The organism is Bacillus sp. SJZ110 (assembly GCF_006715455.1).
Lineage (GTDB): Bacteria > Bacillota > Bacilli > Bacillales > Bacillaceae > Bacillus > Bacillus subtilis.
The window spans coordinates 177,516-202,546 of sequence record NZ_VFNF01000004.1 but is presented as its reverse complement, the minus strand read 5'-3'; the positions used below and the strand labels follow the sequence as shown (position 1 = coordinate 202,546).

Annotated in this window: 29 protein-coding genes and 2 pseudogenes; 8 read left to right on the top strand and 23 right to left on the bottom strand. The window is 38.0% G+C overall.

Features of this window, described 5'->3' with window-relative positions; genetic code table 11:
- Window positions 1-587: 587 nt before the first annotated feature.
- A complete protein-coding gene (locus tag FB592_RS13475) occupies window positions 588-1,181 on the bottom strand; it encodes a TetR/AcrR family transcriptional regulator (protein WP_141949641.1) in 594 nt (197 codons plus the stop codon).
- Between the two features lie 158 nt (window positions 1,182-1,339).
- On the opposite strand from FB592_RS13475, the gene FB592_RS13470 reads away from it, so the two are divergent.
- Together FB592_RS13470 and FB592_RS13465 are read left to right on the top strand one after the other, a co-directional pair.
- A complete protein-coding gene (locus FB592_RS13470) occupies window positions 1,340-2,335 on the top strand; it encodes an NADPH:quinone oxidoreductase family protein (RefSeq protein WP_141949639.1) in 996 nt (331 codons plus the stop codon).
- A gap of 239 nt (window positions 2,336-2,574) precedes the next feature.
- A pseudogene (locus tag FB592_RS13465) lies at window positions 2,575-2,744 on the top strand (DUF255 domain-containing protein); the annotation flags it as partial.
- Between the two features lie 104 nt (window positions 2,745-2,848).
- Here FB592_RS13465 and FB592_RS21295 read toward each other — a convergent pair.
- The 9 genes from FB592_RS21295 to FB592_RS13410 form a co-directional block, all read right to left on the bottom strand.
- A complete protein-coding gene (locus FB592_RS21295) occupies window positions 2,849-3,049 on the bottom strand; it encodes a DUF4944 domain-containing protein (protein WP_103803383.1) in 201 nt (66 codons plus the stop codon).
- A gap of 98 nt (window positions 3,050-3,147) precedes the next feature.
- Complete coding sequence (locus tag FB592_RS13455) at window positions 3,148-4,161, bottom strand: NADP-dependent oxidoreductase (RefSeq protein WP_141949637.1); 1,014 nt, start codon at window positions 4,159-4,161, stop codon at window positions 3,148-3,150.
- Window positions 4,162-4,590: 429 nt separating this feature from the next.
- Window positions 4,591-4,743, bottom strand: coding sequence for a hypothetical protein (locus FB592_RS13445; RefSeq protein WP_260438897.1), 153 nt, complete (start codon window positions 4,741-4,743; stop codon window positions 4,591-4,593).
- Window positions 4,744-4,758: 15 nt separating this feature from the next.
- Window positions 4,759-5,508 carry an SDR family NAD(P)-dependent oxidoreductase gene (locus FB592_RS13440; RefSeq protein WP_141949635.1) on the bottom strand — a complete coding sequence of 250 codons (750 nt, stop codon included), beginning with the start codon at window positions 5,506-5,508 and terminating at the stop codon, window positions 4,759-4,761.
- Between the two features lie 328 nt (window positions 5,509-5,836).
- A complete protein-coding gene (locus FB592_RS13430) occupies window positions 5,837-6,622 on the bottom strand; it encodes an SDR family NAD(P)-dependent oxidoreductase (RefSeq protein WP_141949633.1) in 786 nt (261 codons plus the stop codon).
- Between the two features lie 332 nt (window positions 6,623-6,954).
- Window positions 6,955-8,013, bottom strand: coding sequence for an alkene reductase (locus FB592_RS13425; protein WP_141949631.1), 1,059 nt, complete (start codon window positions 8,011-8,013; stop codon window positions 6,955-6,957).
- 14 nt (window positions 8,014-8,027) lie between these two features.
- The gene (locus tag FB592_RS13420; RefSeq protein WP_141949629.1) at window positions 8,028-8,876 is read right to left on the bottom strand and encodes an alpha/beta fold hydrolase; all 849 of its coding nucleotides are present in this window, start codon (window positions 8,874-8,876) and stop codon (window positions 8,028-8,030) included.
- A 111-nt stretch (window positions 8,877-8,987) separates the two neighbouring features.
- The gene (locus FB592_RS13415; protein ID WP_141949627.1) at window positions 8,988-9,563 is read right to left on the bottom strand and encodes a TetR/AcrR family transcriptional regulator; all 576 of its coding nucleotides are present in this window, start codon (window positions 9,561-9,563) and stop codon (window positions 8,988-8,990) included.
- A 575-nt stretch (window positions 9,564-10,138) separates the two neighbouring features.
- Entirely contained in the window at window positions 10,139-10,975 is an 837-nt protein-coding gene (locus tag FB592_RS13410; protein ID WP_141949624.1) for a helix-turn-helix transcriptional regulator, read from the bottom strand.
- A gap of 103 nt (window positions 10,976-11,078) precedes the next feature.
- Between FB592_RS13410 and fabF the strand changes: the two genes are divergently transcribed.
- Both fabF and FB592_RS13400 read left to right on the top strand, forming a co-directional pair.
- The gene (gene fabF / locus FB592_RS13405; RefSeq protein ID WP_141949622.1) at window positions 11,079-12,311 is read left to right on the top strand and encodes a beta-ketoacyl-ACP synthase II; all 1,233 of its coding nucleotides are present in this window, start codon (window positions 11,079-11,081) and stop codon (window positions 12,309-12,311) included.
- A 171-nt stretch (window positions 12,312-12,482) separates the two neighbouring features.
- On the top strand, window positions 12,483-12,725 hold the full coding sequence (locus FB592_RS13400; RefSeq protein WP_141949620.1) for a DUF255 domain-containing protein: 243 nt from the start codon (window positions 12,483-12,485) through the stop codon (window positions 12,723-12,725).
- On the opposite strand, the pseudogene FB592_RS13395 reads toward FB592_RS13400, so the two are convergent.
- Both FB592_RS13395 and arsR read right to left on the bottom strand, forming a co-directional pair.
- Window positions 12,722-13,161, bottom strand: a pseudogene (locus FB592_RS13395) (ArsI/CadI family heavy metal resistance metalloenzyme). The gene FB592_RS13400 and the pseudogene FB592_RS13395 sit on opposite strands and share 4 nt — an antisense overlap.
- A gap of 58 nt (window positions 13,162-13,219) precedes the next feature.
- Complete coding sequence (gene arsR / locus FB592_RS13390; RefSeq protein ID WP_141949618.1) at window positions 13,220-13,537, bottom strand: arsenical resistance operon transcriptional regulator ArsR; 318 nt, start codon at window positions 13,535-13,537, stop codon at window positions 13,220-13,222.
- A 418-nt stretch (window positions 13,538-13,955) separates the two neighbouring features.
- Between arsR and rapE the strand changes: the two genes are divergently transcribed.
- From rapE to FB592_RS13370, 4 genes are all read left to right on the top strand, one after another.
- Window positions 13,956-15,083 (top strand): response regulator aspartate phosphatase RapE, encoded by a 1,128-nt coding sequence (rapE, locus tag FB592_RS13385; RefSeq protein WP_141949616.1) that lies wholly within the window; start codon window positions 13,956-13,958, stop codon window positions 15,081-15,083.
- Window positions 15,073-15,207 carry a phosphatase RapE inhibitor PhrE gene (gene phrE / locus FB592_RS13380; RefSeq protein ID WP_014114495.1) on the top strand — a complete coding sequence of 45 codons (135 nt, stop codon included), beginning with the start codon at window positions 15,073-15,075 and terminating at the stop codon, window positions 15,205-15,207. The genes rapE and phrE overlap by 11 nt, the downstream gene beginning before the upstream one ends.
- A 228-nt stretch (window positions 15,208-15,435) precedes the next feature.
- Window positions 15,436-17,208, top strand: coding sequence for a T7SS effector LXG polymorphic toxin (locus FB592_RS13375; RefSeq protein WP_141949614.1), 1,773 nt, complete (start codon window positions 15,436-15,438; stop codon window positions 17,206-17,208).
- A gap of 12 nt (window positions 17,209-17,220) precedes the next feature.
- A complete protein-coding gene (locus tag FB592_RS13370; protein ID WP_029318109.1) occupies window positions 17,221-17,682 on the top strand; it encodes an SMI1/KNR4 family protein in 462 nt (153 codons plus the stop codon).
- A 205-nt stretch (window positions 17,683-17,887) separates the two neighbouring features.
- Here the strand turns inward: FB592_RS13370 and FB592_RS13365 are convergent, their stop codons facing one another.
- The 11 genes from FB592_RS13365 to FB592_RS13315 form a co-directional block, all read right to left on the bottom strand.
- Window positions 17,888-18,610, bottom strand: coding sequence for an NPP1 family protein (locus tag FB592_RS13365; protein ID WP_015251658.1), 723 nt, complete (start codon window positions 18,608-18,610; stop codon window positions 17,888-17,890).
- A gap of 193 nt (window positions 18,611-18,803) precedes the next feature.
- The gene (locus FB592_RS13360; RefSeq protein WP_141949611.1) at window positions 18,804-19,622 is read right to left on the bottom strand and encodes a peptidoglycan recognition protein family protein; all 819 of its coding nucleotides are present in this window, start codon (window positions 19,620-19,622) and stop codon (window positions 18,804-18,806) included.
- Between the two features lie 55 nt (window positions 19,623-19,677).
- Complete coding sequence (locus FB592_RS13355; protein WP_069703863.1) at window positions 19,678-20,100, bottom strand: phage holin family protein; 423 nt, start codon at window positions 20,098-20,100, stop codon at window positions 19,678-19,680.
- Window positions 20,101-20,146: 46 nt separating this feature from the next.
- Window positions 20,147-21,040, bottom strand: a complete 894-nt coding sequence (xepA, locus tag FB592_RS13350) for a phage-like element PBSX protein XepA (RefSeq protein WP_103750556.1) — start codon at window positions 21,038-21,040, stop codon at window positions 20,147-20,149.
- An 86-nt stretch (window positions 21,041-21,126) separates the two neighbouring features.
- Window positions 21,127-21,291: an XkdX family protein gene (locus tag FB592_RS13345; protein ID WP_103750555.1), complete on the bottom strand. Its 165-nt coding sequence runs from the start codon at window positions 21,289-21,291 to the stop codon at window positions 21,127-21,129.
- Entirely contained in the window at window positions 21,288-21,623 is a 336-nt protein-coding gene (locus FB592_RS13340; protein ID WP_141949609.1) for an XkdW family protein, read from the bottom strand. Before FB592_RS13340 ends, FB592_RS13345 begins: the two co-directional genes overlap by 4 nt.
- Window positions 21,624-21,632: 9 nt before the next feature.
- Entirely contained in the window at window positions 21,633-22,733 is a 1,101-nt protein-coding gene (locus FB592_RS13335) for a pyocin knob domain-containing protein (protein WP_141949607.1), read from the bottom strand.
- A 2-nt stretch (window positions 22,734-22,735) separates the two neighbouring features.
- Window positions 22,736-23,008, bottom strand: coding sequence for a hypothetical protein (locus tag FB592_RS13330; protein WP_141949605.1), 273 nt, complete (start codon window positions 23,006-23,008; stop codon window positions 22,736-22,738).
- Window positions 23,005-23,583 carry a putative phage tail protein gene (locus FB592_RS13325; RefSeq protein WP_141949603.1) on the bottom strand — a complete coding sequence of 193 codons (579 nt, stop codon included), beginning with the start codon at window positions 23,581-23,583 and terminating at the stop codon, window positions 23,005-23,007. Before FB592_RS13325 ends, FB592_RS13330 begins: the two co-directional genes overlap by 4 nt.
- Window positions 23,567-24,613, bottom strand: coding sequence for a baseplate J/gp47 family protein (locus tag FB592_RS13320; RefSeq protein WP_141949601.1), 1,047 nt, complete (start codon window positions 24,611-24,613; stop codon window positions 23,567-23,569). Before FB592_RS13320 ends, FB592_RS13325 begins: the two co-directional genes overlap by 17 nt.
- Entirely contained in the window at window positions 24,606-25,031 is a 426-nt protein-coding gene (locus tag FB592_RS13315) for a DUF2634 domain-containing protein (protein ID WP_103750552.1), read from the bottom strand. Before FB592_RS13315 ends, FB592_RS13320 begins: the two co-directional genes overlap by 8 nt.

The following is a 25,031-nucleotide window of genomic DNA, read 5'->3' as shown; positions in this document are numbered from 1 at the left end:
TGTGAAAAAAGCACTTAAAAAACCGATAGTTAAAACGATCGGTTTTTCGACATCGCCTAGGCCCTCAACATAGTAAATTCATATCATTAGTTATGAAAGCTTATTTTCACTACACTCCTTATATTTATTTGCCATCATTTCTATACGATTTATATGAAATATGGTAAAAAATGGTTATCTAAAACGATAAAGATACCAACCTGTTCATTTGGTATCCCCATTCTTCAAGTACCTCAATAAATGTAAACCACTGAATATTTTTATGACATTGCACGTGTCAATGATGCCAATTCATGAACTCATAAAGGAGATTTAATAAAACTCCCAAAACAAAAGGGATATCAATATAGTTGGTATCTTCTTTATTAGTTTGAATCCCTCAATAAAGTGGATGCTTATCATAATTACAAAAAACTTTATTCGAAGCACTGAAGTCATTCATTATATTGTTGTAAAGATAACACTATAGTCCCCTTCTTACTTCATAAACGGTTGTTATATTTAACTTCTTAATTAAGGGACTTTTCTGTTTTTAGATTCGTTATGTCTTTTTCTGTTACGTAAAGAATGGAGATAAACCAATAGAATTAAGTGAGCTTTAAATGCTTCAAAAAGCTCTGATAACAAATCTCTTTATAATATTCATGTGAATTTATATCTTCACTCATTAGCCATTGAATGAGCAATCCATCTACAATAGATCGCATTGCTTTTGAAGCTTTTTCAACATCTATACTTTGGTCAAATACGCCTGTTTCCTGTCCGAAAATAATAATGTTAGATGTGGTGCCCCAGCACTGTTGATAAAAGCTATGGTTAATTTTCCTGTACGTTTCATTTCGGGTTGCCTGAGACAAGAAATCTAAATAAACCTTATAAAACTTTTCATTTTCCTCGGGAGAGACAAATATTGAATTTACATAAGCTTTCAACTTATCTAGTGGCGTAGATTCCGAATCCACTGCTTCCAATTCATGTTTATAAATTTTATTTGTAAGCCACTCAAGTAGTTGAGAAAGGGTATCTTCCTTATTATCAAAGTAATAATGCACGACGCCCTTACTAACTCCTGCGTGATCTGCAATACTTTGTAGTGTAACTGAATTATAACCTTGTGTTGACACAGCTTGGAAAGCTGCCCTTAATATCTGATTCTTTCTTTCTTCTGCTTTTTTCTTCATAATAAACCTCCAGAAAGCTAAACCTTCAAATAGTATACAACAGTTCATGAAATCCACACAAAATTATTCCGACCAGACAAAATAGTTTGACCGGTCAGAATAATTTAGTATACTAAAAGTGGTTTCACATCAAGATAGCATATAGGAGGATTTATAAAATGAAAGACGAATTCAAGGCTCTAGTTGTAAACAAAGTTGATGATGAATTTTCAATTAAAGTAAAGAATGTTTCTCCAGCGTTTTTACCAGAAAGTGATGTCCACATCCAAGTACACTACTCTGGAATTAATTACAAAGATGGACTGGCAGGGATCCCCGATGGGAAAATCGTAAGAAAGTACCCATTTATACCGGGTATAGACTTAGCAGGTATAGTCATTTCTTCTAATGATCCTCGCTTTAAAGAGGGGGATAAGGTGATTGCCACAAGTTATGATATAGGTGTTTCTCATTTTGGCGGTTTTAGCGAATATGCAAGTCTCCCTGGAGACTGGATTGTACCTTTACCTGATAATTTGACCCTCAAAGAAGCAATGATAGTAGGAACAGCTGGCTTCACAGCGGCACTATCTATTCAACGTCTAGAAGAAAATAACCTATCTCCCGAAAAAGGAAAAGTTCTGGTAACAGGAGCAACAGGTGGCGTTGGTAGTTTTGCTGTTTCATTCCTTAACTCTCTCGGTTATCAAGTAGAAGCTAGTACAGGTAAAGAATCAGAATATGATTACTTACGAAAACTTGGAGCTAGTACAATTATTTCACGGGATATGACCTATGGAGGGAAGGTTAAAGCCTTAGGATCACAAAAATGGGCGGCAGCTGTTGATCCTGTAGGCGGGGAACCTCTTGCCTCTATCTTAAGCCAAATTCAATATGGAGGTTCCGTTGCTGTTAGTGGATTAACAGCTGGAACAAAACTGCCAACTACTGTTTTTCCATTCATCTTAAGAGGTGTTAATTTACTTGGAATTGATTCTGTATATTGTCCAATGGAAACACGGTTAAAAACATGGGATCGTGTAGCAACAGATTTTAAACCATCTAATTTAAAGGAATTTATATCACAAGAAATTACTTTAGATCAACTTCCTAACGTTCTTCCTGAAATATTGGAAGGACAAGTAAGAGGGAGAACGATTGTAAATATCGTATGATTATTCATCAGAACTCATCCAGTTGCTAAAGATGAAACAATGTCTTAAAGGTCTAGTAAAGGGATTCTCAACAGGAATTCCTTTACTTATTATAGCTTACTTTATGTTAATGCAAAAATATAAGGAGTGATCCTCCCCATTCAGCTTACACAGTCTTAATGATATGAAAACGCTTATTCATCGTACATTATAAATGTGGCTCCTAGTCTGGAGTTTCGTTATGGGCAAACAAAACTCAAATAAATAGGAACCCACCTTGTCACAATAAACTCAATAGACTAATGCTGAGAAGTCTCCTTACTTACTTCAACATGCTCAAAACCCTGTAAACAGGTTCCCTTGGGGAGAAGAAACATTTGAAAAAGCGAAACGCGAAAACAAACCTGTTCTCGTATCTATTGGGTATAGCTAGCTCGGGTAGCTATACGCACATGTCATTGGTGCCATGTTTCTTAAAATAACCACAAAAGGCAACCAGTTTCGGCTGCCTTTTAATAATTTTATTGCAAATTTTTAGAAAGCTAGATTCAAAAACTTTTTCTCTTCTAATTTAAATACTGTTGTTTTTTCTTTTGATTCATTCCATTTTATCTTGCCCTCTAATTTGTGTCCCTTAATATCTTCCTCGGGCATATAATCAAAAGTTGAAACGTGATTGGTTTTTTTCCCACCGTCTACAAACCGCGAGTTCTGCTGATTAAGAAATGGAAAGATAAAAAGCTAGATCAAATCATAGAAACACCTTATTATTGCCTTTCAAAATCCTCTGCATAAATGAACTCAACTTTTTGACTGCTCTCTTCGTATTCCCCTTAAAATTTAATAATCACTTTCCCTTTTGGCCGTCCATTTGCGACTAGTTCTAGCGCTTCATTTACGTTTTCTATGGTAAATAGTGTTGGATGAATTGCTGGAACAATGTTGTTTTCTTCAATGATTTTAGTAATCTCTTTAAGTTGTGCACCGTCAGAACGAACGAAGATAAAATGGTATCCTACGTTTTGTTTCTTGGCTTTGCGATCATACTTTGCGCCCGCAAGGGAAAATAGCATTTGTTTCCACAATGGAAAATTTCGGTCTTTTCCGAAGCGTTTATTTGGTCCTGTACGGAGAGAGAGCAATCTTCCGCCCGATTTGATGATACTCAATTCACTGTCAAATTCTTTAGGTCCCAGTGTATCAATCACGTAATCCACATTCGACAACAAGTCAACATAGTTTTCTGTTGTATAATCCAAATATTGGTCTGCACCCATTTCCAAAGTGCGTTTGCGCGCTTCTGAGCTGCCGCTAACAATGACATTTAGGCCCATTGCCTTTGCGATTGGTACAGCCATTTGACCAAAGCTGCCTGATCCACCTGGAATGAAGACAGATTTACCTGACTGTGCCTCAAGTTCTTCATGCAGGCCTTGATACGCTGTGAGTCCAGCCAGTGGTGCAGCAGCGGCTTCCACGTAAGACAAATTTTTTGGCATGGGTGCAATTGCGGCAGCGTCAATTGCGGCATATTCCGCAAAAGCACCAATTTTTTCGAGGGGGAGACGTGTATAGATGGCATCTCCTACGTGAAATTCCGTCACATTTTTTCCGACTTTTTCGATAACTCCTGTCAATTCATTACCAAGCGTTAATGGGAATTCATAATCTTGAATCAGTTTCACGTTGCCTGTAATAATTAACATTTCGAGTGGATTGACTGCCGCAGCTTTGACCTTTACCAAGACTTCGTTTTCATCGATTTCTGGAATTGGAATGTCGTTGACTTTGGCATGGATATTTTTTGAATACTTGGTGATCTGAGCTGCTTTCATGAGTGTTTTCATTTTTTCATTAGCATCCTTCCTTGAGATTATTACAGCCGGTGTTCCCACACTCAATCGGTGGAACAGATGTTAGAGTTCATCAGCCCATAGCGTCCGAATGCAGTATACGTCTGCCAGTGTTGCGCAATTCATGCTTCAAGCATTTTTCAGTTGTATGCCATTTTTAAGCATTACTGTCCATTTTGTAGGTTCAATTTAAAAACTACTTTTTATGCCCTCTTTTTCGTTACAAAAATAGAGAGTCACTTCCCAGTCCCAAACTGTTTGTGGAACCTTGATATTTGCCATAAGTTATACTTATCCTTTCTGAGATTCTAATTCTTTCACGTAGGATAATCCGTATAACCCTTGATTCCGGCACCAAAGAATATTGTAGGGTCTGCTTCGTTCAATGGAGCACCTTCTTTAAGCCGTTCTACTAAATCTGAATTAGCTAATGACCATGCACCGACTGGTACCATCAGGAGGTTGTGTACCTTCACTAATAAGTAATCCCATAGACGCTCTTTGAGCATAATAAAGGGAACTTAGTTCTCCTGATGTACCATCTTCTTGCGCTCTGCTACGTGTCATTGGTGCCATCGCCAAACGATTATGTTACCATACTAGTATTGGATAGATCGGCTTTCTCAAATTGAATTCATAGTTTTCATCTACAACCCCCACCACTTCATCTTTGTCATAAACCTCCATCATAAAACCTGCCATTTGCTTAGCTGTGTGGTACATAGGGAGATTTGCTTTGTAATCAAACTCTTTCATATCATTTGCATGTTTTGCGAATTCTGTTTCCGTCATTGCTGGTGCTAAAACTTTTGCCTTCATTTTCGCACCTTTCAGTTCAAGTTCTTTTGCAAGCCCTTCGGTGAAGGCACTAACATAATATTTAGAAGCAGAATAAGCAACACTGCCAACAGCAATTGCATATCCAAGTGCTGAGGATACGTTAATTAATTGAGTTCCCTCTACATCAGCATAATCTCTTACAAATAGTGTAGAAAGGATTGTCAAGGATTCTATGTTAACGCGTAACATGGTTTCTACTTTATCTAAATTCTGATCTATGACAGAAGAGGTTTCACCAAGACCAGCATTATTAATCCAAGTCTCAATTTGATAATCCTTTAAACTGTTATACAATGTATATGCCTGATCTGTGACAGATAGGTCACTTGTACGAATAATAACATCTAAATCAGGATTTAGATTCTGAATGGTTGATTTAAGTTCTTCTAATTTATCTAATCTTCTAGCTACAATAATTAAGTTTTTGCCACGAGCAGCAAATGCTAATGCTGTCTCATATCCTATACCTGAACTTGCTCCTGTAATAACTGTGTACTTCATATTATTCTCTCCTTAAAAATATTTCAGATTGGGTTGACAAAGTCAAACCGATAATGGTTTCTAATTCTTTTTTATCATTTGTTGTTTTTGCTAATACTCGTATTCCTATGAGTAAATTATGAATAAATTGAGAAAGCCCTTTGATATCATAGTGTTTAGAAATTTCTCCTTGTTCTTGACCATGTTTCAGTAGATCAAATAAGAAGGTTTCTGTCTTTATAAAAGTCTCTGTAACTTTTTTAGTAAACGATTTATTCCATTACGAGATCTTGGCTAGATGACAGATCATAATCAACTGCCACTACACTCCTGGTCACCCTCAATTAGGTCAATGCCCTGTTCTTTGCTGTGTGGATCTGACCATACGGGTCACCATTTTGCGCGGCATCAACCGTGGAAGGAATGCCATGAATCGGTTTCGAGCCCCGGGCATTATTAACGTCTTGCCACGTAAGAAGCCTCGGTACCCTTCCTCAGCCACCTGCCCGGCCTCCATGATAGCACCACTTTGGAACAACTTCGATTCACCAATACCCGAACGATCAACGAAGCCGGTTGACGTCAGTCCCGGACATAGAGCCGTCACAGTCACCCCTGTACCGCTCAGTTCGTTCTCCAAAGCCTCGGTGAACGACAGCACGTACGCCTTCGTTGCGTAGTAAACCGACATCATAGGTCCCGGGAAGAAAGCCACCAACGAAGCCACATTCATCACGCCTCCTTGGCCCCGTTTGACCATATCCGGCAAGAACAGTTTCGTCATAACAGTCAGAGCCTTGATATTGACGTCAATCATATTCGTCTCTTGTTCTAACTGCGTCTCCAAGAACGTCCCGTACAAACCGAAGCCGGCATTATTGACAAGATAGTCGACGACGATCCCCTTCTCCTTGAGCTCCGCAAAAATCTCCTCCGGCACACCGGGTGACGCCACATCCTTGGCAATGACCGTCGCTTGACTGCCATATCTTTTCCGATATTCCTTCGCGAGCTCCAAAAGCTTACCCTCGCTACGCGCCACCAGCACCAAATTATATCCTCCCTTGGCGAAACGATCCGCCAACTCTTTGCCAATCCCACCCGATACCCGGGTGATAAGAACAGTTTTTTTCATTTTACAGATCACCTCTATTTTTAGTTTAGACCATTAAAACGTTTTACAGCGTTTCTTACGCGAGTTGTTGCTATGGATAGGTTATCCATAATTCGAATTTTTGTATCAAGAGGATTTATACTTGCCGCATATATCTCAACTAAGACCTCGCCATTATTTATTTTGGGCCTAGGGAAGTAAAAATTTGGTTTTTCGCCGTAGTTTTCAATCGCTAAAGCTTTCGTTACAATCCTCCACATTTTTATTTAACGCACATGTATCTTTTCCTAACGAACCTAAGAAAAAAGAATATGAATATCCCTTCCCTAGATGGGATATTCATATTAAATAAATTATTTTAAGAAAGGATAATCTGTATAACCTTCTTTTCCTCCTGCATAGAGCGTGTTTTGATCAGGTTCGTTTAGGGGAGCACCTGATTTAATCCGTTCTGCAAAGTCTGGATTAGCTAGTACCCAAGTGCCTACTGTGACAACATCTGCAAGATTATTATCTACATCAGACGAAAGTTGATCTAGAGGACGACCTGGACGGTTAACAAGAAGTGCTTGATCCCAAAGTTGACGCACATCTTTTAGGAATTGCTCGTTTCCAAAGTGCATTAAATGCAGATATACAAGGTTAAGCTTATTTAATTCACTTATTAAATAGCGATACATCTCAAGGCTATTTTCCCCTTCATCAATGCCTTGCAGTGTTCCTTGAGGAGAAAAACGGATGCCTGTTCTTTCTGCTCCTATTTCATCAACAACTGCTTTAGCTACTTCAATTGCGAATCGAGAACGCCCCTCAATCGTACCACCGTATGCATCTTGACGATGATTGGAGTTTTCACTAAGGAATTGTTGGATCAGATAACCATTCGCTCCGTGAATTTCAACTCCGTCTGCACCAGCTTCAATTGCTGAACGTGCTGCTAAACGAAACTCATTGATAACATCTTTTATCTCAAGCTCACTCAGTTCTCTTGGTGTTGGGACTTCTTTCATTCCTTCTGCCGTGAAAATTTCTACACCAGGTGCAATAGCTGACGGTGCAACTGCTTGGCGGTGGTGAGGTGTGTTATCAGGGTGTGATATACGTCCCACATGCATAAGCTGAATAAAAATATGACCGCCTTCACTATGAACTTTAGAAGTTACTTTTTTCCACCCTCTAATATGATTTTCTGTATAAATACCAGGTGTATTAGTGTAACCTTGCCCATCATCTGAAGGTTGGGTTCCTTCGCTTATAATTAAACCGACTGAAGCACGCTGACCATAGTACTCTGCTACTAAATCGCTCGGCGTACCATCTGGTAAAGCTCTATTTCTAGTCATCGGAGCCATACCTATACGATTTTTCAAGTCAATGTTTCCAATACGAACTTTTTCAAATAATCTGCTCATATGAATACTCCTTTTTAATAAAAATTAGAATCAAGAAATAAATTTACGTGTTCTGCAAATAGTTCTGGAAATTGAAACAGATGCCCGTGACCAGAATCAGGATATATAATCAGCTGTGCTTTGGGTAATTTCTCTGCTAAGATGTAACTGTTTTTAGTTGGTACCATTACATCATTAACACCATTAGTAACAAGTACAGGGTGTTTGATGTTTTGTAACCATTCATAATCATGATTAGATTTTTGTTTAGCCCATTTTGCAATGGCTTGTAATTGTGCCTCTTTTACTTGTTCTGAACTGTTTACTTTTTTCTGATTAAAAATTCTTTGTAGTGAAGCCATTCCTGCAGATTTACTTGTTTCGGTTTGTGCGTAGAAAAAGAACATAAAATCATTTATTCCATCTTCTTCCGTTCCGCCGTGACGATTCATTCTTTCAAAAATCTCTGGATTTGGATTAATACCAGATTCAGGCGAAGTACCTGCCATAATAATTTTTCTTACTAAATCTCCTTCTTGTAAAGCTAGCTCTTGTGCAACCATACCACCAATGGAAAAACCAAGAATGTCAACTTGTTCTAATCCAAGAGCTTTTATAAATGTTGCTGTATCTTTTGCCATATCAGTAATTGTAGTAGGCGTTATTCCATCTGTCTCACCAACCCCTTTATTGTCAAATAAGATTACTGGGCGTTTATTTGCAATCGGTTCAAGCATGTCTGGATCCCAGTTTTCCATCGTTCCTCTAAAGTGAACAAGAAATACTAGCGGTATACCATCTTGTGTACCAAATTTTCTATATGCGTAACGAGTTCCATCTGCTTCAATAAATTCTGATTCTGATGGTATTTTAAAGTTTGTCATTTTTGTGTTCCTCCTTAGAAATTAAAAAACGATTTTATAAGTATGCATTATGATGGTTTGTTTCATGCTAATTTTAGAATGAACGTTCTAAATAGGGTAAAAAAAAGAAAGCTAGTCCAACACTGAAAGTGCTAGAGTAATGATGCCTTCTAATTCTTTTTTACTGTAATTAGTTTTTATTAGTACTCTTATACCTACCAAATTGTTGTGTAAGAAACGAGATATGTTATCAGAATCGATTTCTTTTGATATCTCTCCACTAGTTTGGCCCCGTTTTATAAGGTTATTAAACATATCTTCAGTACGGTTAAACATTTTTGTAACTATGCGTCCAATTTCTTTGTCCAACAAAGATAATTCAATGGCTGCATTTACTGATAGACAACCTTTTGGGTATTGTTCAATGGAATTCAGTACGAAAATAAAAACATCACGTATCGCCTGTTTAATGGATGAAGTTCTGCTAATTATGCTTTCCATCTCATTGACGACGAGCTCTTCATAGTGATTAAGGGAAGCTAAAAACAATGAACGCTTGTCACCAAATGTGTCATATATACTCCTGCGGTGTATCCCCATATGATTTACCAAATCTTGCATGGATGTTTTTTCATAACCCTGTTCCCAGAAAAGCTCCATTGCTTTTCTTAATACTGCTTTTTCGTCAAACTCTTTACTTCTAGCCATTTTTTTCTCCTTAAAAAAATCAATGAACCAATACTAACAAAAACAAAAGTCATAATCCATTGTAGAATGAACATTCTAAAATGAACTCATGAATTTCAAACCATGATTAAATAATATCCTTTTTAGAACGATAAGTAAAGAATTATAAATTTAATTATCAATAATCTCTGGAACAATGTGCATTCTCATTTGAGTAGCAAAACAGTTAGATCTAACGTGTTTCAAGTATAGCAAATTTGAGAACGATCGGTAAAGAATTTATAATTAATCATGTGTTTTATATGGCTATGCGTAGCCTGAATTTTTATGAATATCGTTCCATTTTATCTCTACTCAAATCAGTTCTGCAATGTCACTGGTGGCATAGGATCTTTTTTATATTAGATGCACACAACAACTTCATCCAAATACAAAAAACGAATGGGAACTATATACTAGTTGTTTTTTTATTTACAGTCTAAACAAAGTAAAGGAAGTATTACTTGAATAACTTCTTTTCTCCAAACGATAGCTAGCCTTGGCCTATTCTAAAGAACATTGTCATTTATGCAAATTAGGAAACTAATTTATCATAGCTAGCCTTCAATTAAACGTTTTAACTTAAACTCAGTTTCAGTATCCTCAACTGGAGTATAGACGCTGCATCTTAAATCAGTATCCCCATGCACTTGTAATGAAGTAAGATTAAACAACATTTTACCTACCTTAGCATGACGAAACTCAATTAATACTTCAGGAGCAGAGCTTATCTCATTTTCATTCCAAATTTTACGAAACTCAGGATATGCCTGTTCCATTTCTCGTATAAATTGCTCATACCAATCATCAGCCACATACTGTCCATAATACGTTCTAAATATTGCGATATATCCTCTAACAAAGTGCTCCCAATTCACTGCTAAACTTTTAAATTCCTTTCTTGCGAATAGTAAGCGTATTATATTCCTTTCTGCCGGGATGATTTGGTCAAAGTCCAAAAATACATTAGCTGCTGCTTGATTCCACCCAACAATCTGACTTCTTCTATCTGAAATAATCGTTGGACAATAACGAAGTTCCTGTAAAATTTTCACTAAAGCCGGACTGATTTCCTTCTCTTTCTCACTTATAAAGGGTTGTTTCACTCCTTCCTCCAACGCTAGAGCATACAAATATCTCCTTTCATCGTTATTTAATTGTAATGCTCGAGAAATAGCATCTAATACCGAAGTAGATACTTTTATATCTCTACCTTGTTCCAACCATGTATACCATGTAAGACTTACACCTGCTAATTGAGCCACTTCTTCTCTTCTTAGTCCTGGTGTTCTTCTGCGGGTTCCTACAGGTAAACCAACCATTTGAGGAGTAATTTTCGAACGTTGGGTCTTTAGAAATTCTGATAAAGCTTGAAGTCTTGTTTCAGGTTTCATTAAGATCTCCCTTTAAAATAGTATTAATTATACTAGGATAAACAACAACTTGTAATAGGATAACACAATAGCTAAAGTTAATAAAAACAAGGAGGGAATTATCATGAAAAGAGTTGTAATTACTGGAATGGGAGTTATTTCTCCACTAGGAAATGATGTAAATAGCTTTTGGAATCAACTAGTTAAAGGACACTCGGGAATATCTCTAATTGATTCTTTTGATACTGCTTTTTATAAAACAAAGATAGCTGGAATCGTTCGTGATTTCGATGCAGATGAAATATTGGGGAGAAAAGAAGCAAAACGATTAGATCGTTTTAGTCAGTTTGCCTTAGCAGCAGCCGAACAAGCATTAGAACATTCACAATTACAGTTAGATAAGGTTGATCTTGAACGTTTAGGGGTATATGTTGGTTCAGGAATCGGAGGCATACAATCGCTTGTTGATAATGTGAATGTATTGAATAAACGAGGTCCCGCGAGAGTAAGCCCTAGCCTTGTACCAATGATGATTTCAAATGCAGCTGCGGCCCAAATAAGCATAAAATTAGGAGCACAAGGACCATCATTATCACCAGTCACAGCCTGTTCAATCGGGAACACCTCTATTGGTGAAGCTTTCAATGCTATCCGAAATGATGAAGCAGATATTATATTTGCCGGTGGAGCAGAAGCTGCAATCACACAGATTTCTTTGGCTAGTTTTGGAAACGCCCATGCACTATCTACAAGAAACCAAGATCCAAGTCGGGCCAGCCGTCCGTTCGATACAGATAGAGATGGCTTTGTTATGAGTGAAGGCGCAGGTATCTTAGTATTAGAATCATTAGAAAACGCTATTCTTAGAGATGCGCCGATATTATGTGAAGTAGTGGGGTACGGAGCTAGTTCAGATGCTCATCATATGGTAGCATCACACCCAGAAGGTAAGGGTGCCTACTTAGCCATGAAAAAGGCATTGAGAAGTGCAAATATATCAACAGGTAAAATTGATGTTATTAGTGCTCATGCAACAAGTACACAAGTAGGTGATCGTTCAGAAGTTCTAGCTATTAAGAAATTATTTGGTGAACATTCACGTGAAATTCCAACAACTGCAAACAAGTCAATGACTGGGCACATGCTTGGTGCTGCTGGCGGAGTAGAAGCAATTGCTTTAGTGGAAAGTTTGAGACGAGGAATTATTCCGCCAACTATTAATGTAGAGAAGCAAGATCCAGATTGCAACTTAGATGTTGTATCAGAAGCAAGACACCTTCCATTGAAATATGGGCTATCAAATTCTTTTGGTTTCGGAGGACATAATTCAGCAATCTTGTTAAAGCATTACGATTGAAGACCCATCTTTATAGTTCAAAGGTGAAATAATGAATCTATCAAGGGTTTATAGCCCTTGATTTTCATTATGGAATACCTCACAGACAAATGTTGACGGGCCTCAGCTATCTGGTATATTAAATAGAGGAAAGAGAATACTTAAAAAAACATTTAGAAAGAAGGTGATCCCATGCCAAATAAAAGTAACCCCAATAGATTAATCAATGAGAAATCACCATACTTACTCCAACATGCCCAAAACCCCGTAGACTGGTATCCCTGGGGAAAAGAAGCCTTCGAAAAAGCAAAACGTGAAAACAAGCCGGTTCTTGTCAGCATCGGCTATTCAACCTGTCATTGGTGTCAAGTTCGTATAGCTACACATTATTTAAAAAAGGACACATATAAATATGCATCCTTACCTTTTTATTAACAGCAAGAGTTCGTTGTACTATCACTTGGTGGTGTTACACAACAAGAGGAGGAATCTTGTTTTTGATTCTCGCTGTTCGATTTGGTATAGAAAAATTCCCATTCATTCCTATTTGGGTCAGTAATCCAAAATTTATCTTGGACTGCATAACAACAAGTTGTATCCATTTCTTCACGTGCAAAAACCCCTCTTTTTCAAGCCTTTCCTTGTGTTTCAAAACTTCTTCCAAACTATCTACTTGGAATCCAAAATGATTCACTTGATTTCCCGTCACCTCGTCTACGACATTTAAAGTGAAGTTCAATCCAGGAGTCTCTAATAGAAACTTAGCATAGTCTGTTTTTACTTTCACAGCCTTTACTCCAAATACTTTTTCTTAAAAATCGATCGATTTCTCCAAACTGACAACGTTAACCCCTACATGAACATATTTCATTTTAATTCCCCCTCTAATATATTAATCAAAAAAATTTGATTTAATGACTAAAAATTTTTTAGCAACAATCTCCTTCACCTTTTTTTCTAAATACACAACAAAGCTCTTCTGATAATAAACTATTTACTTCCTCATCATTTAAATCATAATAGCTCCATGTTCCCTTTGTCTCTTTCGTTATTAAGTTGGCATCTAATAAAATTTTAAGATGATAAGAAAGTTTAGATTGTGTTACCTCAAAAATCTCAGTCAGATCACAAACACAGGTTTTTCCCCTTTGACAAAGTTCATACATGATCTCTAATCGTTTCTGATCAGCAAGAGCCTTAAATTTTTGTTCATATTTCCGAAGTAGTTCTGATTTCGTCTCATCCATTCATATCGCCTTCTTTAATCAATTTTTTTTGATTAATTATGAAACCCACTAAAAGCTAGTGTAACCAGATAGAGGTTTTCTATTTTTAATATTTTCCTCCATCGCTACTACAACAAGGTTACAACTTGCTTTTGGTGGCAAGTCATGAACACCTAAAGGAGAGGAGATTTAATTAATCTAAAGCAAAAAATACACCAATATGATTTGGTATCTTCATCTAAATCGAGTCCCTCAACATAGTAAATCTTCATCTACAAAATACTTTCATTACTTAACATATATTTAAGTTCCTTAATACGCAAAAAAGTTATTGCGGTCTCACCGAAAATTTAAATTGCGGTGCCCTATTGCCTTTTTCTGCGAAAGAAAACTTGTTAATATTTACATTACTAGTAGAGTTAAGGGAAGGGTGAATATCTTGATATCAATCACATCAGCTGAAGTGGGAATGAAGATTAATGAATGGCATAGGCATATTCAAAAATTCAATGTTACGGATGCTGAAATGTTAAAGGCTGAAATAGAACGTGATATAGAGGTTATGGAAGAAGATCAAGACTTGCTTATTTATTATCAACTAATGGCCTTTCGACATAAAATCATGCTGGAGTATACTCTGCCATCTGATGAAAATCGAATTGAACTTTCAGAATATTTAAAGAAAATCGAAGGGCATAAGAAGAAGCTAGACAATATGCGAGCGTATTATTATAACTTCTTCCGCGGGATGTATGAGTTTAGAAACGGTGAATACACAAAGGCCATTACATATTACAAAAAAGCTGAACGCAAAATTCCAACGATCTCCGACAAGATTGAAAAAGCTGAGTTTTATTTTAAGTTATCCGAAGTCTATTATCATATGAAAATGACTCACATCTCAATGCACTACGCTGAACTTTCATACAACATCTATAAAAAACATGAACTTTATTCTGTTCGGCGTATTCAGTGCCATTTTGTTATTGCTGGCAACTACGATGACCTTGAAAATCATGAAAAAGCTCTCCCCCACCTTCAAGAAGCTTTAAAAGGTGCCGAGCTGCTTAAAAGTAAAAATACTCACATCTACGCCACAGCATTTTTCAATCTCGGTAACTGCTATCACAAAATGGACAACTTAAATAAAGCTGCACGTTATATCGAGCAGGCCTTGGTTCAATACAGAAAAATAAACTCTGACGTACTTCCGCAAGCTTATCACGACCTAGCGTTGATTTATTTTAAACAAGGCAAAAAAGAACAAGCAATGGATTGCTTCCGCAAAGGAATCAGAAGTGCTGTAGATTTTAAAGACGAACTTTTTATGAACTTATTTGAAGCATTAGACGTTCTTTATATAAGAAATGGCGATACACCTAAACTCCTCAACATTTTTTCTCGTTTAGAGAACGGCAAAGGATACCCTTATCTGGAAGAGCTGGCATTGTTAGGAGGCAACCTTTTCGATTATAATGGAAAAATAGAGGATAGTATCATCTGTTTCAAGAAGATGGTATATGCTCAAAAGCAAATATCGAAAGGGGAATGCATGTATGAAATCTAAATTGTTTATCAGTTTATCCGCCGTTTTAATTGGACTTGCCTTTTTCGGATCTATGTCTAATGGCGAAATGAAGGAAGCATCCCGGAATGTAACTCTAGCACCTACTCATGAATTCCTTGTTTGATTCGATAAACAACATTAGTTCTGATTCCCTTTAGCCGTTTCATAACGGCTTTTTCTTATTTTAGACATGAAAAGCATTTCACAAAAGCTGGTCAAACCCAAAAACTAGAACTAGATCAAAAGACACAGATCGAATGATTCATTTCCACCCTTTGATCCACATAATACTTAGTTTCATCATTCTTCCATGGTAATATTTTGTTATATAATTAAATGAGAGGGTATGAATATGAAAGTCTTTGAAGCTAAAACACTTATGTCTGAAGCTACAGACCGCGCCAAAGAATATAAAGAACTAAGGACGCAAATGGTCAACTTGAGAAAAGCTTTACAAAGCGTCGCTGAACTGGACGACAGCGAGTTCTCAGGTAAAGGCGCTAATAACATTAAAGCATTCTATCACGATCATGTTGGTGTCACTGATCAATGGATCGATTACATTGATATGAAGATCGCATTTTTTAACAGCATTGCCGGAGCTGTCGAGGACAAAGGCCTCTCTGATGCTTATATTGAAGAATCTTTTTTAGAACATGAACTGGCTAACGCCCATAAAAAATCAAAATCCATCATGTCTGAACAGAAAAAAGCCATGAAAGATATCCTAAACGACATTGACGACATCCTTCCGCTCGACCTATTTTCAACAGAAACCTTCAAGGATGAGCTTGCAGATGCCAATGACAAACGCAAAAAAACAATTGAAAAACTAGGTGACCTTGACGAAGATTTACTGACAGAATATGCCCTATCAGAACCTAATGAACAATTCATCAAGTCAGACTTCCAAAAGCTCCAAGAAGCAACAGGCAAAGGCAAAAACGCTACGCCCATCCACTACAACGCCAAGGCGTACCGTGAGAGTGACATACATAAGAAAAAAGGCGATATTGAAAAGCGAACGGAAGCTTATTTGACGATTAAAAAGAAAGAAGAAAAAGAACGGGAAATCGAAAATTTGAAAGAAAGACTGAAAAATTACGACTATGCTGATGCAGATGAATTCTATTCAATGGCTAAAACAATTGGGTATGAAAATCTAACAGCAGATCAACAAAGATATTTCACACAGATTGAAAACACACGGGAACTAATGGCTGGAGCCAAAGGTACTGTTACCGCCCTTTATGATATGACAGCTGAAACATTAGACTATATGGCACACAATCACCCTGTCGACATGTTTATTAATTCTGCAGTTGCAGTTTATCACTATGATTCCACGTTTAACTCAATAAAAGATGCAATAATAACCTCTTATGTTAGAGATGTAAAGAATGGAGACGCAGAATCAACGGCTCACTGGATTACATGTGCAGCAGTAAACATCTTTGCTTTAAAAGGTGCTGGTTCAGTTGCTAAAATAGGAGTGAAAACAGCCGGAAAAGCTGCAGTCAAAAAAGTGTCTAAAAAACTGGATGAAACTCCTGATCCACTAACAGTAATTAAACCGTTTGCCATGCGAGAAGATGTTGTTGTAGCAGGTGGCATGCCTTATAATGTCATCAACGATGTGAGCGCAAAAGACAGGCTGCTCCAGCTTGCTAAAAAATTAGATGAAACAAGAAAACCATTTACAGGTAAGGAAATAAATCTCCCTTGGTTAAATAAAGAAAAGTATCGTGCTGTTGAAATAGACGGCAAAGTAAAAGTTAAAGGACAACCTAGAGATGTAAGCCGAAGAGTATACACAATGAAAGACATTGATATTAACAGAGTAGACCCAGATACAGGGAAAACGAATCTTCAGATAATGAAAAAAGGAGATGCTCCTTACGCTAATGATGGAACTAAAGTTAATTTGCATCACCTTATCCAAGAAGAGAGTGGTACAATGCTTGAAATACCTGAAAGCTGGCATAACAAATATAGTAAAGTGCTGCATGGCTTGAAGGGAAATGGACAGAGCTTTAGAAATGATCCAATACTTGAAAAACAGTACAATAATTTTAGAAAGAGATATTGGAAATGGAGAGCTAGACAATTCGAGAATCAAAAGTAAGAGGTGATTTTAATGAACTATTCACAAGTTGAGCAATTCATTAAAGAGAATGCAGAAGATGACGATTTTACGGGTGGAATTAGCATTGATAAAATTAATGCTATAGAGGAAAAACTAAACATTAAGTTACCCAACAGTTATAAATGGTTTCTTGAGAAATATGGATCTGGTGGAGTTTATGGAGTAAATATACTAGGTCATGGTAAAGCTACTGCAAGAGTGGTTACAGTGACTGAAGAATACAGGAAGTACTATGATTTAATTGATGGAATTGTGGTTATCGAATATATAGATGAATTTTCTTATTGCCTTGATACAAACAGAATGGATGATGATGGAGAATGTCCGGTTATCCTTTGGGACAATCAAGAGGGTTACGGTCGAACTGTGGCCCGTAACTTTTTAGAGTTTTTAATGGAGGATCTTGAGGAATCTAAAGAAAACTGGGAAGAAGATGAAGACTGGGACGATTAAATCAGAAGGATTGCAATTTAGAGCCCCTTGCAAATGAGGGGCTTTTTTTAAATTGATTGGTGTTTTTCTTTGCAAAGCTAACAAGATATTTATAATAGCCCATCCAGTCTTTTTTGTTTTCTGTCCGTAACTGCCGTCTTGAAGTATGCAGAAAAAAGAGCCCTTCTTTAAGTAAGGACTCTTCTCAATTTAGAATTATGAATTTTTATTTAAACCAAGCTTTCTTTAAATTGTTGGTGAAATTACTATCATTAAAAGGAACATTTGCTTTACCGAAATCTGCTGTATTTAATGCATTCCTTGCGGCAGGAGTTAAATCATCCCAACCGATTAACGGTTGAGTTCCACCTACAACACGATCGCTCATCATCAATTCGTGATTAAGTGGCCACGTGCTATCATAGGCAATCAAAGGATGAGTACCATCTTTCATGTTGGTTCCGCTTGGTGCTACATTTGTGAATTTTCCATGTCCAGAATATGCAATTGATAAAACCTTTGGATTTTGATTTGCTGGATTATCAATCCATACAACGATTCCTTCCCAGTCATGTCTGTGACCTAAGCTTGGAGAGGCTTCATCTTTAGGAAAATACCAAGAATACATGATTGCCCAAACCCCATTGTACCATGCAGAACGTGAATATACTTGTCCAGTATTTTTGCTGCAATGTCCTTCAGGCGCTCCAGTAGGCTCTAAACCGCCACTTGTATTCCCCTGCGCATCTACTGCAGGAAAAGGCACACAGCCGCTGTAAACCTTTAGATATGGTTGAAAACGTTTCGCCGCTTTTTGAGTAACAGTGGTAGGCACCACCTCTCTAAAACCCACAACTTTATCGTGATCGATTACAGCTGCATTTGCTGTTGAAACCATGCTAACAGAAGTGATTACAGATAAAAAGAGAGCCAAGAGAAATTTATTCATTATTCCAACTCCTTTTAAGAATATTGACAACAATTAAATACCACAGAGTTGGAATAAATATCAATATCTTTTTTTAGAGCTAACTGAATATCCATACTAGAGTACTATTTTATTTTTCTTAGGTCTTTAAATTCAGTAAATAATACACCCTTCAAAAATACATAAAATGTCCTCTCTTTAAAAAAGAGGGTTGTTATTTCAATAATGCTTCAAGTTTAGCTTTCGTATCCGGTCCATAAATACCGTCTTGGGTAAGACCATACATAGATTGGAACCTTTTGACCGCGTTGGCTGTTTTCGGTCCATACACACCGTCAATACCGTTATTCTTCGCACCTTTGTCCGGATAGAAATAAAGAGCAGCAAGAGCTTTTTGAATCTGCCTTACGTCATCCCCTTTTCGCATAGGGCTTGTGACTTTATAGATGCCGGAAGGTAGCGCATATGACGTTTTTTTGCTACTTGAGTTTGTTGTTTTCTTTTTAGTTGCACTTGTTTTGTCTGAGCTTGTTTTGCCACCTAGCGACTTTAATTCTTTTTCAATGGCAGCCTTAACTTGATTCCATCTTCCCTCTGACAAAATACGATGCGGACAATACTTACCGTTCCAGTCTTGATGCTTGCGGACACGATCAATGCCCCAGCCGCGTTCTTTAAGTAGCTGCGCCACAAACTTAATAGCAAGCTTTTCCGCTGCCTTATATCGTGACCCTCCTGACTTGCTATAACAAATTTCAACACCGATCGACTTACGATTTCCTGGACCGTTTGTTCCATCTCCTGTGTGCCAAGCGTTACGGTTTGTTGGAATTCCTTGAATAACTTGTTTATCGTCTACTGCAAAGTGAAAACTCGTTGAGCTAGAGTTATTCTTCATGTAAGAAATCTCATTGGCTGCTGAAGCATCATTCGCAGTGTTATGAATAGTGATATATTCAGCTTTCATTGGATTAGGACATTTCAATCCATATTTCGATTTAGAGACTAGGTTCTTAACAACTTTGATGGCCATATATCCTCTCTCCTTCTGTCTGCATAATAAAAAAGCCACTGGCTTAGCCAGCAGCTTAGCCAGCAGCTTTGTCTGCGTTATTCTTACTCTGTTCTTTTTCGTTCTCTATTGTTTGTAATCGATCTGTTATTGTTGAAGGGATTTTAACACCAATCTGTGCTAAGTTTTCAGTTATTGACAATCCTTCATTAGCGATATAAAAAAGAACGGTACCAAAGGTTAGGACACCGTTCAAATTTAGGACTGTATCAATAACGTTTGCTAAAATGACTGCAAAGAAATTGAGCAGCTTACGGACATAACCAAACCATGCGCTCCGGCTTCGCAGCTTCTTGAATTTCCATGCCTTGATTACTCCTGTTAAAACGTCAATTATGCTAAGTACTAGAAGTAAATCAAGGTACTTCACCCCTCCAAATAAATATACTCTTGCTAAATCTAATGTTTCAAAATTGATAAACAAACTTGTCTCCTCCATTTCTAATCACCTCCTCCGAGGCAAATAAAAATAGGACAGCCGGATCTTATGAGACGGCCGTCCCTCTAACTGAAAAGTTTCCATTTGTTAAAGCTGTAAGCTCCATAACAATTTCTTTAAAACCGGTAATGTTAAAAGACCAGGCTTCAGATTTTCCTTTTGTGCTAGTGGCAAATGTTCCGTCATCCACTTTTTGCCCTCTCAAGGCTCTTTTTGTTCCCGATAAGGATTTACCCCAGAACTTCAATTCACTTGTCTCAGCCGTCCCATAAACCTCAATGAGTAACGTTTTGAATGATCCAACGGTAAATGGGTTACCCTCACCTATGGTTTCTGTTTTATCGTGAAAGACAATATCCATTGTTTTTGCTTGAGTGTCTAATGAGCTAAGGTTCAAGCCTTCAGTTTGAACTTTTAAACGACCATCATTAGTTAACCCGCTTTTATCTAACTGGACTGAGAACGGAGCAACTGCTGTAATAGGAACAGCTTGGTTTATGTTTATATCCTCTTCACCTGCGCCCAGTGACTGGTACAGTAAAAATTCAGATTGCTGCAGGTTACCATTTGCGTACCTGAAACGGAAATAGCGTTTAGTTAAATGAATCCATTCAGTCTCGCCTAGCGTATTTGCTTTAACGACCAATGAAGAGACTGTGGTCCATGAATTCATATCGTTACTTTCTTCAATGAATAAGGTGCCTTCACGATCAGAATAAGCATGACCTTTCACTTTTGATATTAAAACCTGACCTAATCGATCTTGACCATATTGCGTGTATACTTCAGTGGCTTTTAAAACTGCGTTCGTTAGCAGCTCCGCATTACCTGAAATAGCAGCCACGGGTACTACAAAATCCCTGTTCCCTTCTCGATAAGGTTTAGCCGCTCCTGGCTTACCGGTTGCATCTGTTGGAAATTGAAAACTATATGATGCCATAATAATCCTCCTTGCTATAGTAGATCATTAGTGGTGAGCATGGGTTTACAACGGAACCACCCCCTTTAAGGCAAAATAAAAAAGCCCTAAATGGCTTCTCCTGTGATCTCTTTATACTGCTCAGCTGTAATGAGTTTTTTCTCTACCCCTTTTTGTAAATCCTCAGGCGAGCAATCTTTATAATGAATTGCCTGTTTCACCATTTCAAAAGAAGCCCAGTTATAATGCAAAGCCAGCACCCAATAATTCATGAATCTTTCCCTCCTTGTAGAGTAAGCAGTTGCAACTTTATTTTTGAGAGCTCGCTTCCCAAAGTTTGGTTTAATTCTTCAAGCTGTTTACGAGCTAGCTTCTCCTGAGATAACTCTTTCGCGAGTAGATCCACTTGAACTGGTGGTTCATATGCAGATATACTCTGAAGCTCTTCCCACCAAGTTTTTAACTCTGCTTCCGTGGGTATAGGTGCCCTAATGTTCCACTCTGCTATATATGAGGGAGTTCCATCACCATTATTCTGGACAATAAAATCCTTTGTGGGATCAGCTGTTGGGTATTTAAAAAGAATAGCTTCACCTATATTCATCGTTACCTCCTAAAATCTTGGATAGTTCCGGCCTCCAAGTTCTTGTATATCAAAAAAGTTAAATACGCCATTTTTATCATCTACTGCCCTTTTCAGTGTTTCGTCTCCTCCATAATTGCAATAGCACCAGATTTCAACGTAATCTCCTTTATTCATGGGTACAGTCGCATTGCCGTTTAAACCAAGATTCATCCCATTATCCTTTTCCTGAAAGTCTCCTCTTACATGGTGCAGTGTTTTATATGCTTTTCCATTTAGGTAAACCTTCAAATGAAAGTTTATATAAGATGTATAATTTAAGGTATATATACTTGCCCCGATTAAGTACATTCCATCGTTCGGAGCAATAAATCGATTGTTTTTAGTATCAAAAGCATTATGGCTATCCTTGATGACCCTGTTAAATGCAATTTTAGTGTGATCAATCTTTTTCAAATACTGAACACCTGTAGTTCCAATATTCGCATGAGCAAAACCTGATATCTTTTGCCACGGAGTCCAGCCTGAACCACTCCACCAGTGTCTAACCCAAACTCCTGTACTGTCATAGTAAGTCCCAGACTCATTCCCTATTCCGTAAAAGTATTGAGTGAAACGGTAATTATTATATTTTTCATTTTTGACAATGCCATAACCCAAGGGGTAGCCTGTAGTATTTCCCTGCCCAATGTCCATTAAGGTCAGTCCTAAAGGATATTCTTCCCCTCCTGTTCTTGCATCTTGAATAGCATTTTCTCCAGTAATTAACGTCAGATTGTTATTTTTATAGTTGGTATCCACGTAATATTTTGCATCCGATAAAGCCTTATCCGCTTTTTCCTGAGCTCCGACAATTGTTTCTTTTGCATTCCAATTCTCCCGTTCCACTGGTGTAATGTGCCGTTGTAAATCATTACGATGCTCTTCAAATTCTTTTTTCGAAGCTTGCTGTACATTATCAACGTTCCCTAGCCCGATTTGCGCCTTTGTTGTATTGTGAGGGTTGTTCATGTCATTTTTATGTACAGCTAAATCTTTATGCGCATCTTGAATGCCTTTCTCCCAACGGTTCACATCATCTTCATTAATCGGATCGTCCGGGAGCCAATCTGTTTTTGCATCATAAGCCATTGTTACACCACCTCAAAAGTAATCCTAAAATCTAGCGTTCTATTATTACTAACGTCTAAATCTGTTGTTCTTTCCGTAATCACGTTGTTTTGATCATCAAGTATCTGAACACTCTTAATATGTTTGATGTCTTCCTCTCGTTGAGTAAGCACCGTGACAACGGCACCCTGAATGGTGAGTTCCGCAATTTTTGTTTCATTTCCATTCAGCAGCACTTTCGATATTCTATTTTTCAAATCTGCAGCTGTTCGCTCTCTATAAAGCTGTGTAATCATACAAGGACCACCTCGTTATTATTGAGCGTGACGGAATAACCTACCCTTAGCTCACTTGCTTTTCGATACCTTCTGTTATTCAAAATGACAGTATCTTTTATCTTGAGTGGCTCATTCAAAGCAGCTCGCAAGGTATATGCCAAATGAGCTGGCTTCATATTCTCCAATGTTTCTATGAGCTCGCTCATATGCTGCATATCATCTATATCAATATCAACATTGAAACGATACTCTCTAGGAAGTAGCCGAACCTGAGCTGACGGATTTTTCAGGAACCGGTTCAATGCCTGTTCAATGGCCTTATATGTTGCGGGAGGTATATTGGACATTTTAGAGATTAACCGCAATCGGTGGATCTCATCGGTGTCACCTGATTCCCGCGGTACGTTCAAAATCTTTTCCCATCGTTCAAGCCCCCAGGTTGCCGTAGTAACAAACAGCTGATCTGTCAGATCAAAGATGCTGTGATTTTGCTTCTCAAATTCCGGAGCTTCCGCTTTAAGAAGTTCAGCCATTTCCTTTAACTTAGTAAGGAACGGCGGCAGGTAAGCAGTCATTTCATCGAGTTTGCTCAATGATGTTCACCTGCCCCAATTTAGGGATTTCGACGTCACTCAGAACCAAATTTTCGGCCACGCCGTTGATTTTAATATTTGCGTAATCACTTACTGAAGGTGAATTGTAGACGATGTTATTAATCTGCGATAAGCGGATGACGTTATCTTCAAAAGCCATCTTTTTAAAAAGATTTAAAACACCTGATTCGATTTCTTGCTTTACCTGATCGATAGAGCTAGTGACTTCGGGAAGCACCTCAGCTGAAATCTCAACCTCTTTCCATACCGCACTCTCCACTGTGACAAAGGCACCTATTGGCGCTTGTCCCTCACCTTGTCCGGGTTCAGGATCAATATAGTTTTTCACCTTTGATATTAAAATATCGGAAGCAGGTTCCAAGTTAGCATTGGTCACGACAATTTTGACTGTGCCCTCCCCGTTCCAAAGCGGAAAGATCTTTGCCTTCCCTACTCCGTCTACTTCCTCAGCCCATTGTTTATAGTGTGCTTTATTGGCACTGACAGCTTCCCGACGCACGCGGGTAAAATATCTAGCTCTTAAACTGTCATCATCCTCTTCTTCACGTCCAGGAATCAGAATCTCTTTCACAATCGCTTTTTGAAGCCCAGGTATAGTGTCTAATGACAATAGATTCTGACCGGATATGTTTGCGTTCCCTGCTTCCCCCGCTGTTTCACACTCCAACGTCCCGTCAGCTGTGTATTGAAAATAAAGATTATCAACATAAAAGCGAGACCCTACAGGAATGGTCACGCCTTCAGTAAACTCCCCTGCCCTGACTGCTTTTGTGGCAGCAGTCCGCTCAATGCCTGCTTCAGTAGCCCGTCGATCTAAAAATTCCCCTTGCGCTGTGTCTGAGAAGACAAGTTCCAGCACAGTATCGAGCCAAATATAAGACTTGGCCAATTCTGCGGCTGCAGGAGCTAACGCGTTATAAATCACGCTGCCTTCCCTTGTATCAATGTCCGCTGAAATGCTGTTCAACATTCGATCCATAATCGCTTCATAAGTTTGATCTTCAAACATCCTCGCCAAGCACCTCCTCGATCTCCAATGTTCCTTCGTCAGTCTCGACTGTAAAGGAGGCACGGAACGATTCGCCTTGTTTTTCTATTTCAAAATCTGTAACAGCAGAAATTCGGTCGTCATAGATCAGTGCTTCCTCTATCAGCCGAGGGATCTCCATTTTCTTATATGCGTCTGTTGTTTCGTTATCTGCCAGCACGTCTTGAAGCTCATTTCCAATGTCATGACTGTAAACAGAATATGCATATCGCTCAGTATGGAGAGACAGATATACAAACTGCTTAATCGCTTCAAGGCCTGTGATAATTTCATTTGTGATACAGCCATTTTCAAAATCTATTTTGTAGGTTTGCGAGGTCTCTATGACCTCGCTGTCATCCTCTATATCCTCAAACTCGATTTCCGGAGACAAAGCCAT

Bases quoted from the DNA above. Each gene is read 5' to 3' on its own strand.
- FB592_RS13475 (WP_141949641.1), bottom strand. From the start codon at position 1,181: ATGAAGAAAAAAGCAGAAGAAAGAAAGAATCAGATATTAAGGGCAGCT.
- FB592_RS13470 (WP_141949639.1), top strand. From the start codon at position 1,340: ATGAAAGACGAATTCAAGGCTCTAGTTGTAAACAAAGTTGATGATGAA.
- FB592_RS13455 (WP_141949637.1), bottom strand. From the start codon at position 4,161: ATGAAAACACTCATGAAAGCAGCTCAGATCACCAAGTATTCAAAAAAT.
- FB592_RS13445 (WP_260438897.1), bottom strand. From the start codon at position 4,743: ATGGCACCAATGACACGTAGCAGAGCGCAAGAAGATGGTACATCAGGA.
- FB592_RS13440 (WP_141949635.1), bottom strand. From the start codon at position 5,508: ATGAAGTACACAGTTATTACAGGAGCAAGTTCAGGTATAGGATATGAG.
- FB592_RS13430 (WP_141949633.1), bottom strand. From the start codon at position 6,622: ATGAAAAAAACTGTTCTTATCACCCGGGTATCGGGTGGGATTGGCAAA.
- FB592_RS13425 (WP_141949631.1), bottom strand. From the start codon at position 8,013: ATGAGCAGATTATTTGAAAAAGTTCGTATTGGAAACATTGACTTGAAA.
- FB592_RS13420 (WP_141949629.1), bottom strand. From the start codon at position 8,876: ATGACAAACTTTAAAATACCATCAGAATCAGAATTTATTGAAGCAGAT.
- FB592_RS13415 (WP_141949627.1), bottom strand. From the start codon at position 9,563: ATGGCTAGAAGTAAAGAGTTTGACGAAAAAGCAGTATTAAGAAAAGCA.
- FB592_RS13410 (WP_141949624.1), bottom strand. From the start codon at position 10,975: ATGAAACCTGAAACAAGACTTCAAGCTTTATCAGAATTTCTAAAGACC.
- fabF (WP_141949622.1), top strand. From the start codon at position 11,079: ATGAAAAGAGTTGTAATTACTGGAATGGGAGTTATTTCTCCACTAGGA.
- FB592_RS13400 (WP_141949620.1), top strand. From the start codon at position 12,483: ATGCCAAATAAAAGTAACCCCAATAGATTAATCAATGAGAAATCACCA.
- arsR (WP_141949618.1), bottom strand. From the start codon at position 13,537: ATGGATGAGACGAAATCAGAACTACTTCGGAAATATGAACAAAAATTT.
- phrE (WP_014114495.1), top strand. From the start codon at position 15,073: ATGAAATCTAAATTGTTTATCAGTTTATCCGCCGTTTTAATTGGACTT.
- FB592_RS13375 (WP_141949614.1), top strand. From the start codon at position 15,436: ATGAAAGTCTTTGAAGCTAAAACACTTATGTCTGAAGCTACAGACCGC.
- FB592_RS13370 (WP_029318109.1), top strand. From the start codon at position 17,221: ATGAACTATTCACAAGTTGAGCAATTCATTAAAGAGAATGCAGAAGAT.
- FB592_RS13365 (WP_015251658.1), bottom strand. From the start codon at position 18,610: ATGAATAAATTTCTCTTGGCTCTCTTTTTATCTGTAATCACTTCTGTT.
- FB592_RS13360 (WP_141949611.1), bottom strand. From the start codon at position 19,622: ATGGCCATCAAAGTTGTTAAGAACCTAGTCTCTAAATCGAAATATGGA.
- FB592_RS13355 (WP_069703863.1), bottom strand. From the start codon at position 20,100: ATGGAGGAGACAAGTTTGTTTATCAATTTTGAAACATTAGATTTAGCA.
- xepA (WP_103750556.1), bottom strand. From the start codon at position 21,040: ATGGCATCATATAGTTTTCAATTTCCAACAGATGCAACCGGTAAGCCA.
- FB592_RS13345 (WP_103750555.1), bottom strand. From the start codon at position 21,291: ATGAATTATTGGGTGCTGGCTTTGCATTATAACTGGGCTTCTTTTGAA.
- FB592_RS13340 (WP_141949609.1), bottom strand. From the start codon at position 21,623: ATGAATATAGGTGAAGCTATTCTTTTTAAATACCCAACAGCTGATCCC.
- FB592_RS13335 (WP_141949607.1), bottom strand. From the start codon at position 22,733: ATGGCTTATGATGCAAAAACAGATTGGCTCCCGGACGATCCGATTAAT.
- FB592_RS13330 (WP_141949605.1), bottom strand. From the start codon at position 23,008: ATGATTACACAGCTTTATAGAGAGCGAACAGCTGCAGATTTGAAAAAT.
- FB592_RS13320 (WP_141949601.1), bottom strand. From the start codon at position 24,613: ATGTTTGAAGATCAAACTTATGAAGCGATTATGGATCGAATGTTGAAC.
- FB592_RS13315 (WP_103750552.1), bottom strand. From the start codon at position 25,031: ATGGCTTTGTCTCCGGAAATCGAGTTTGAGGATATAGAGGATGACAGC.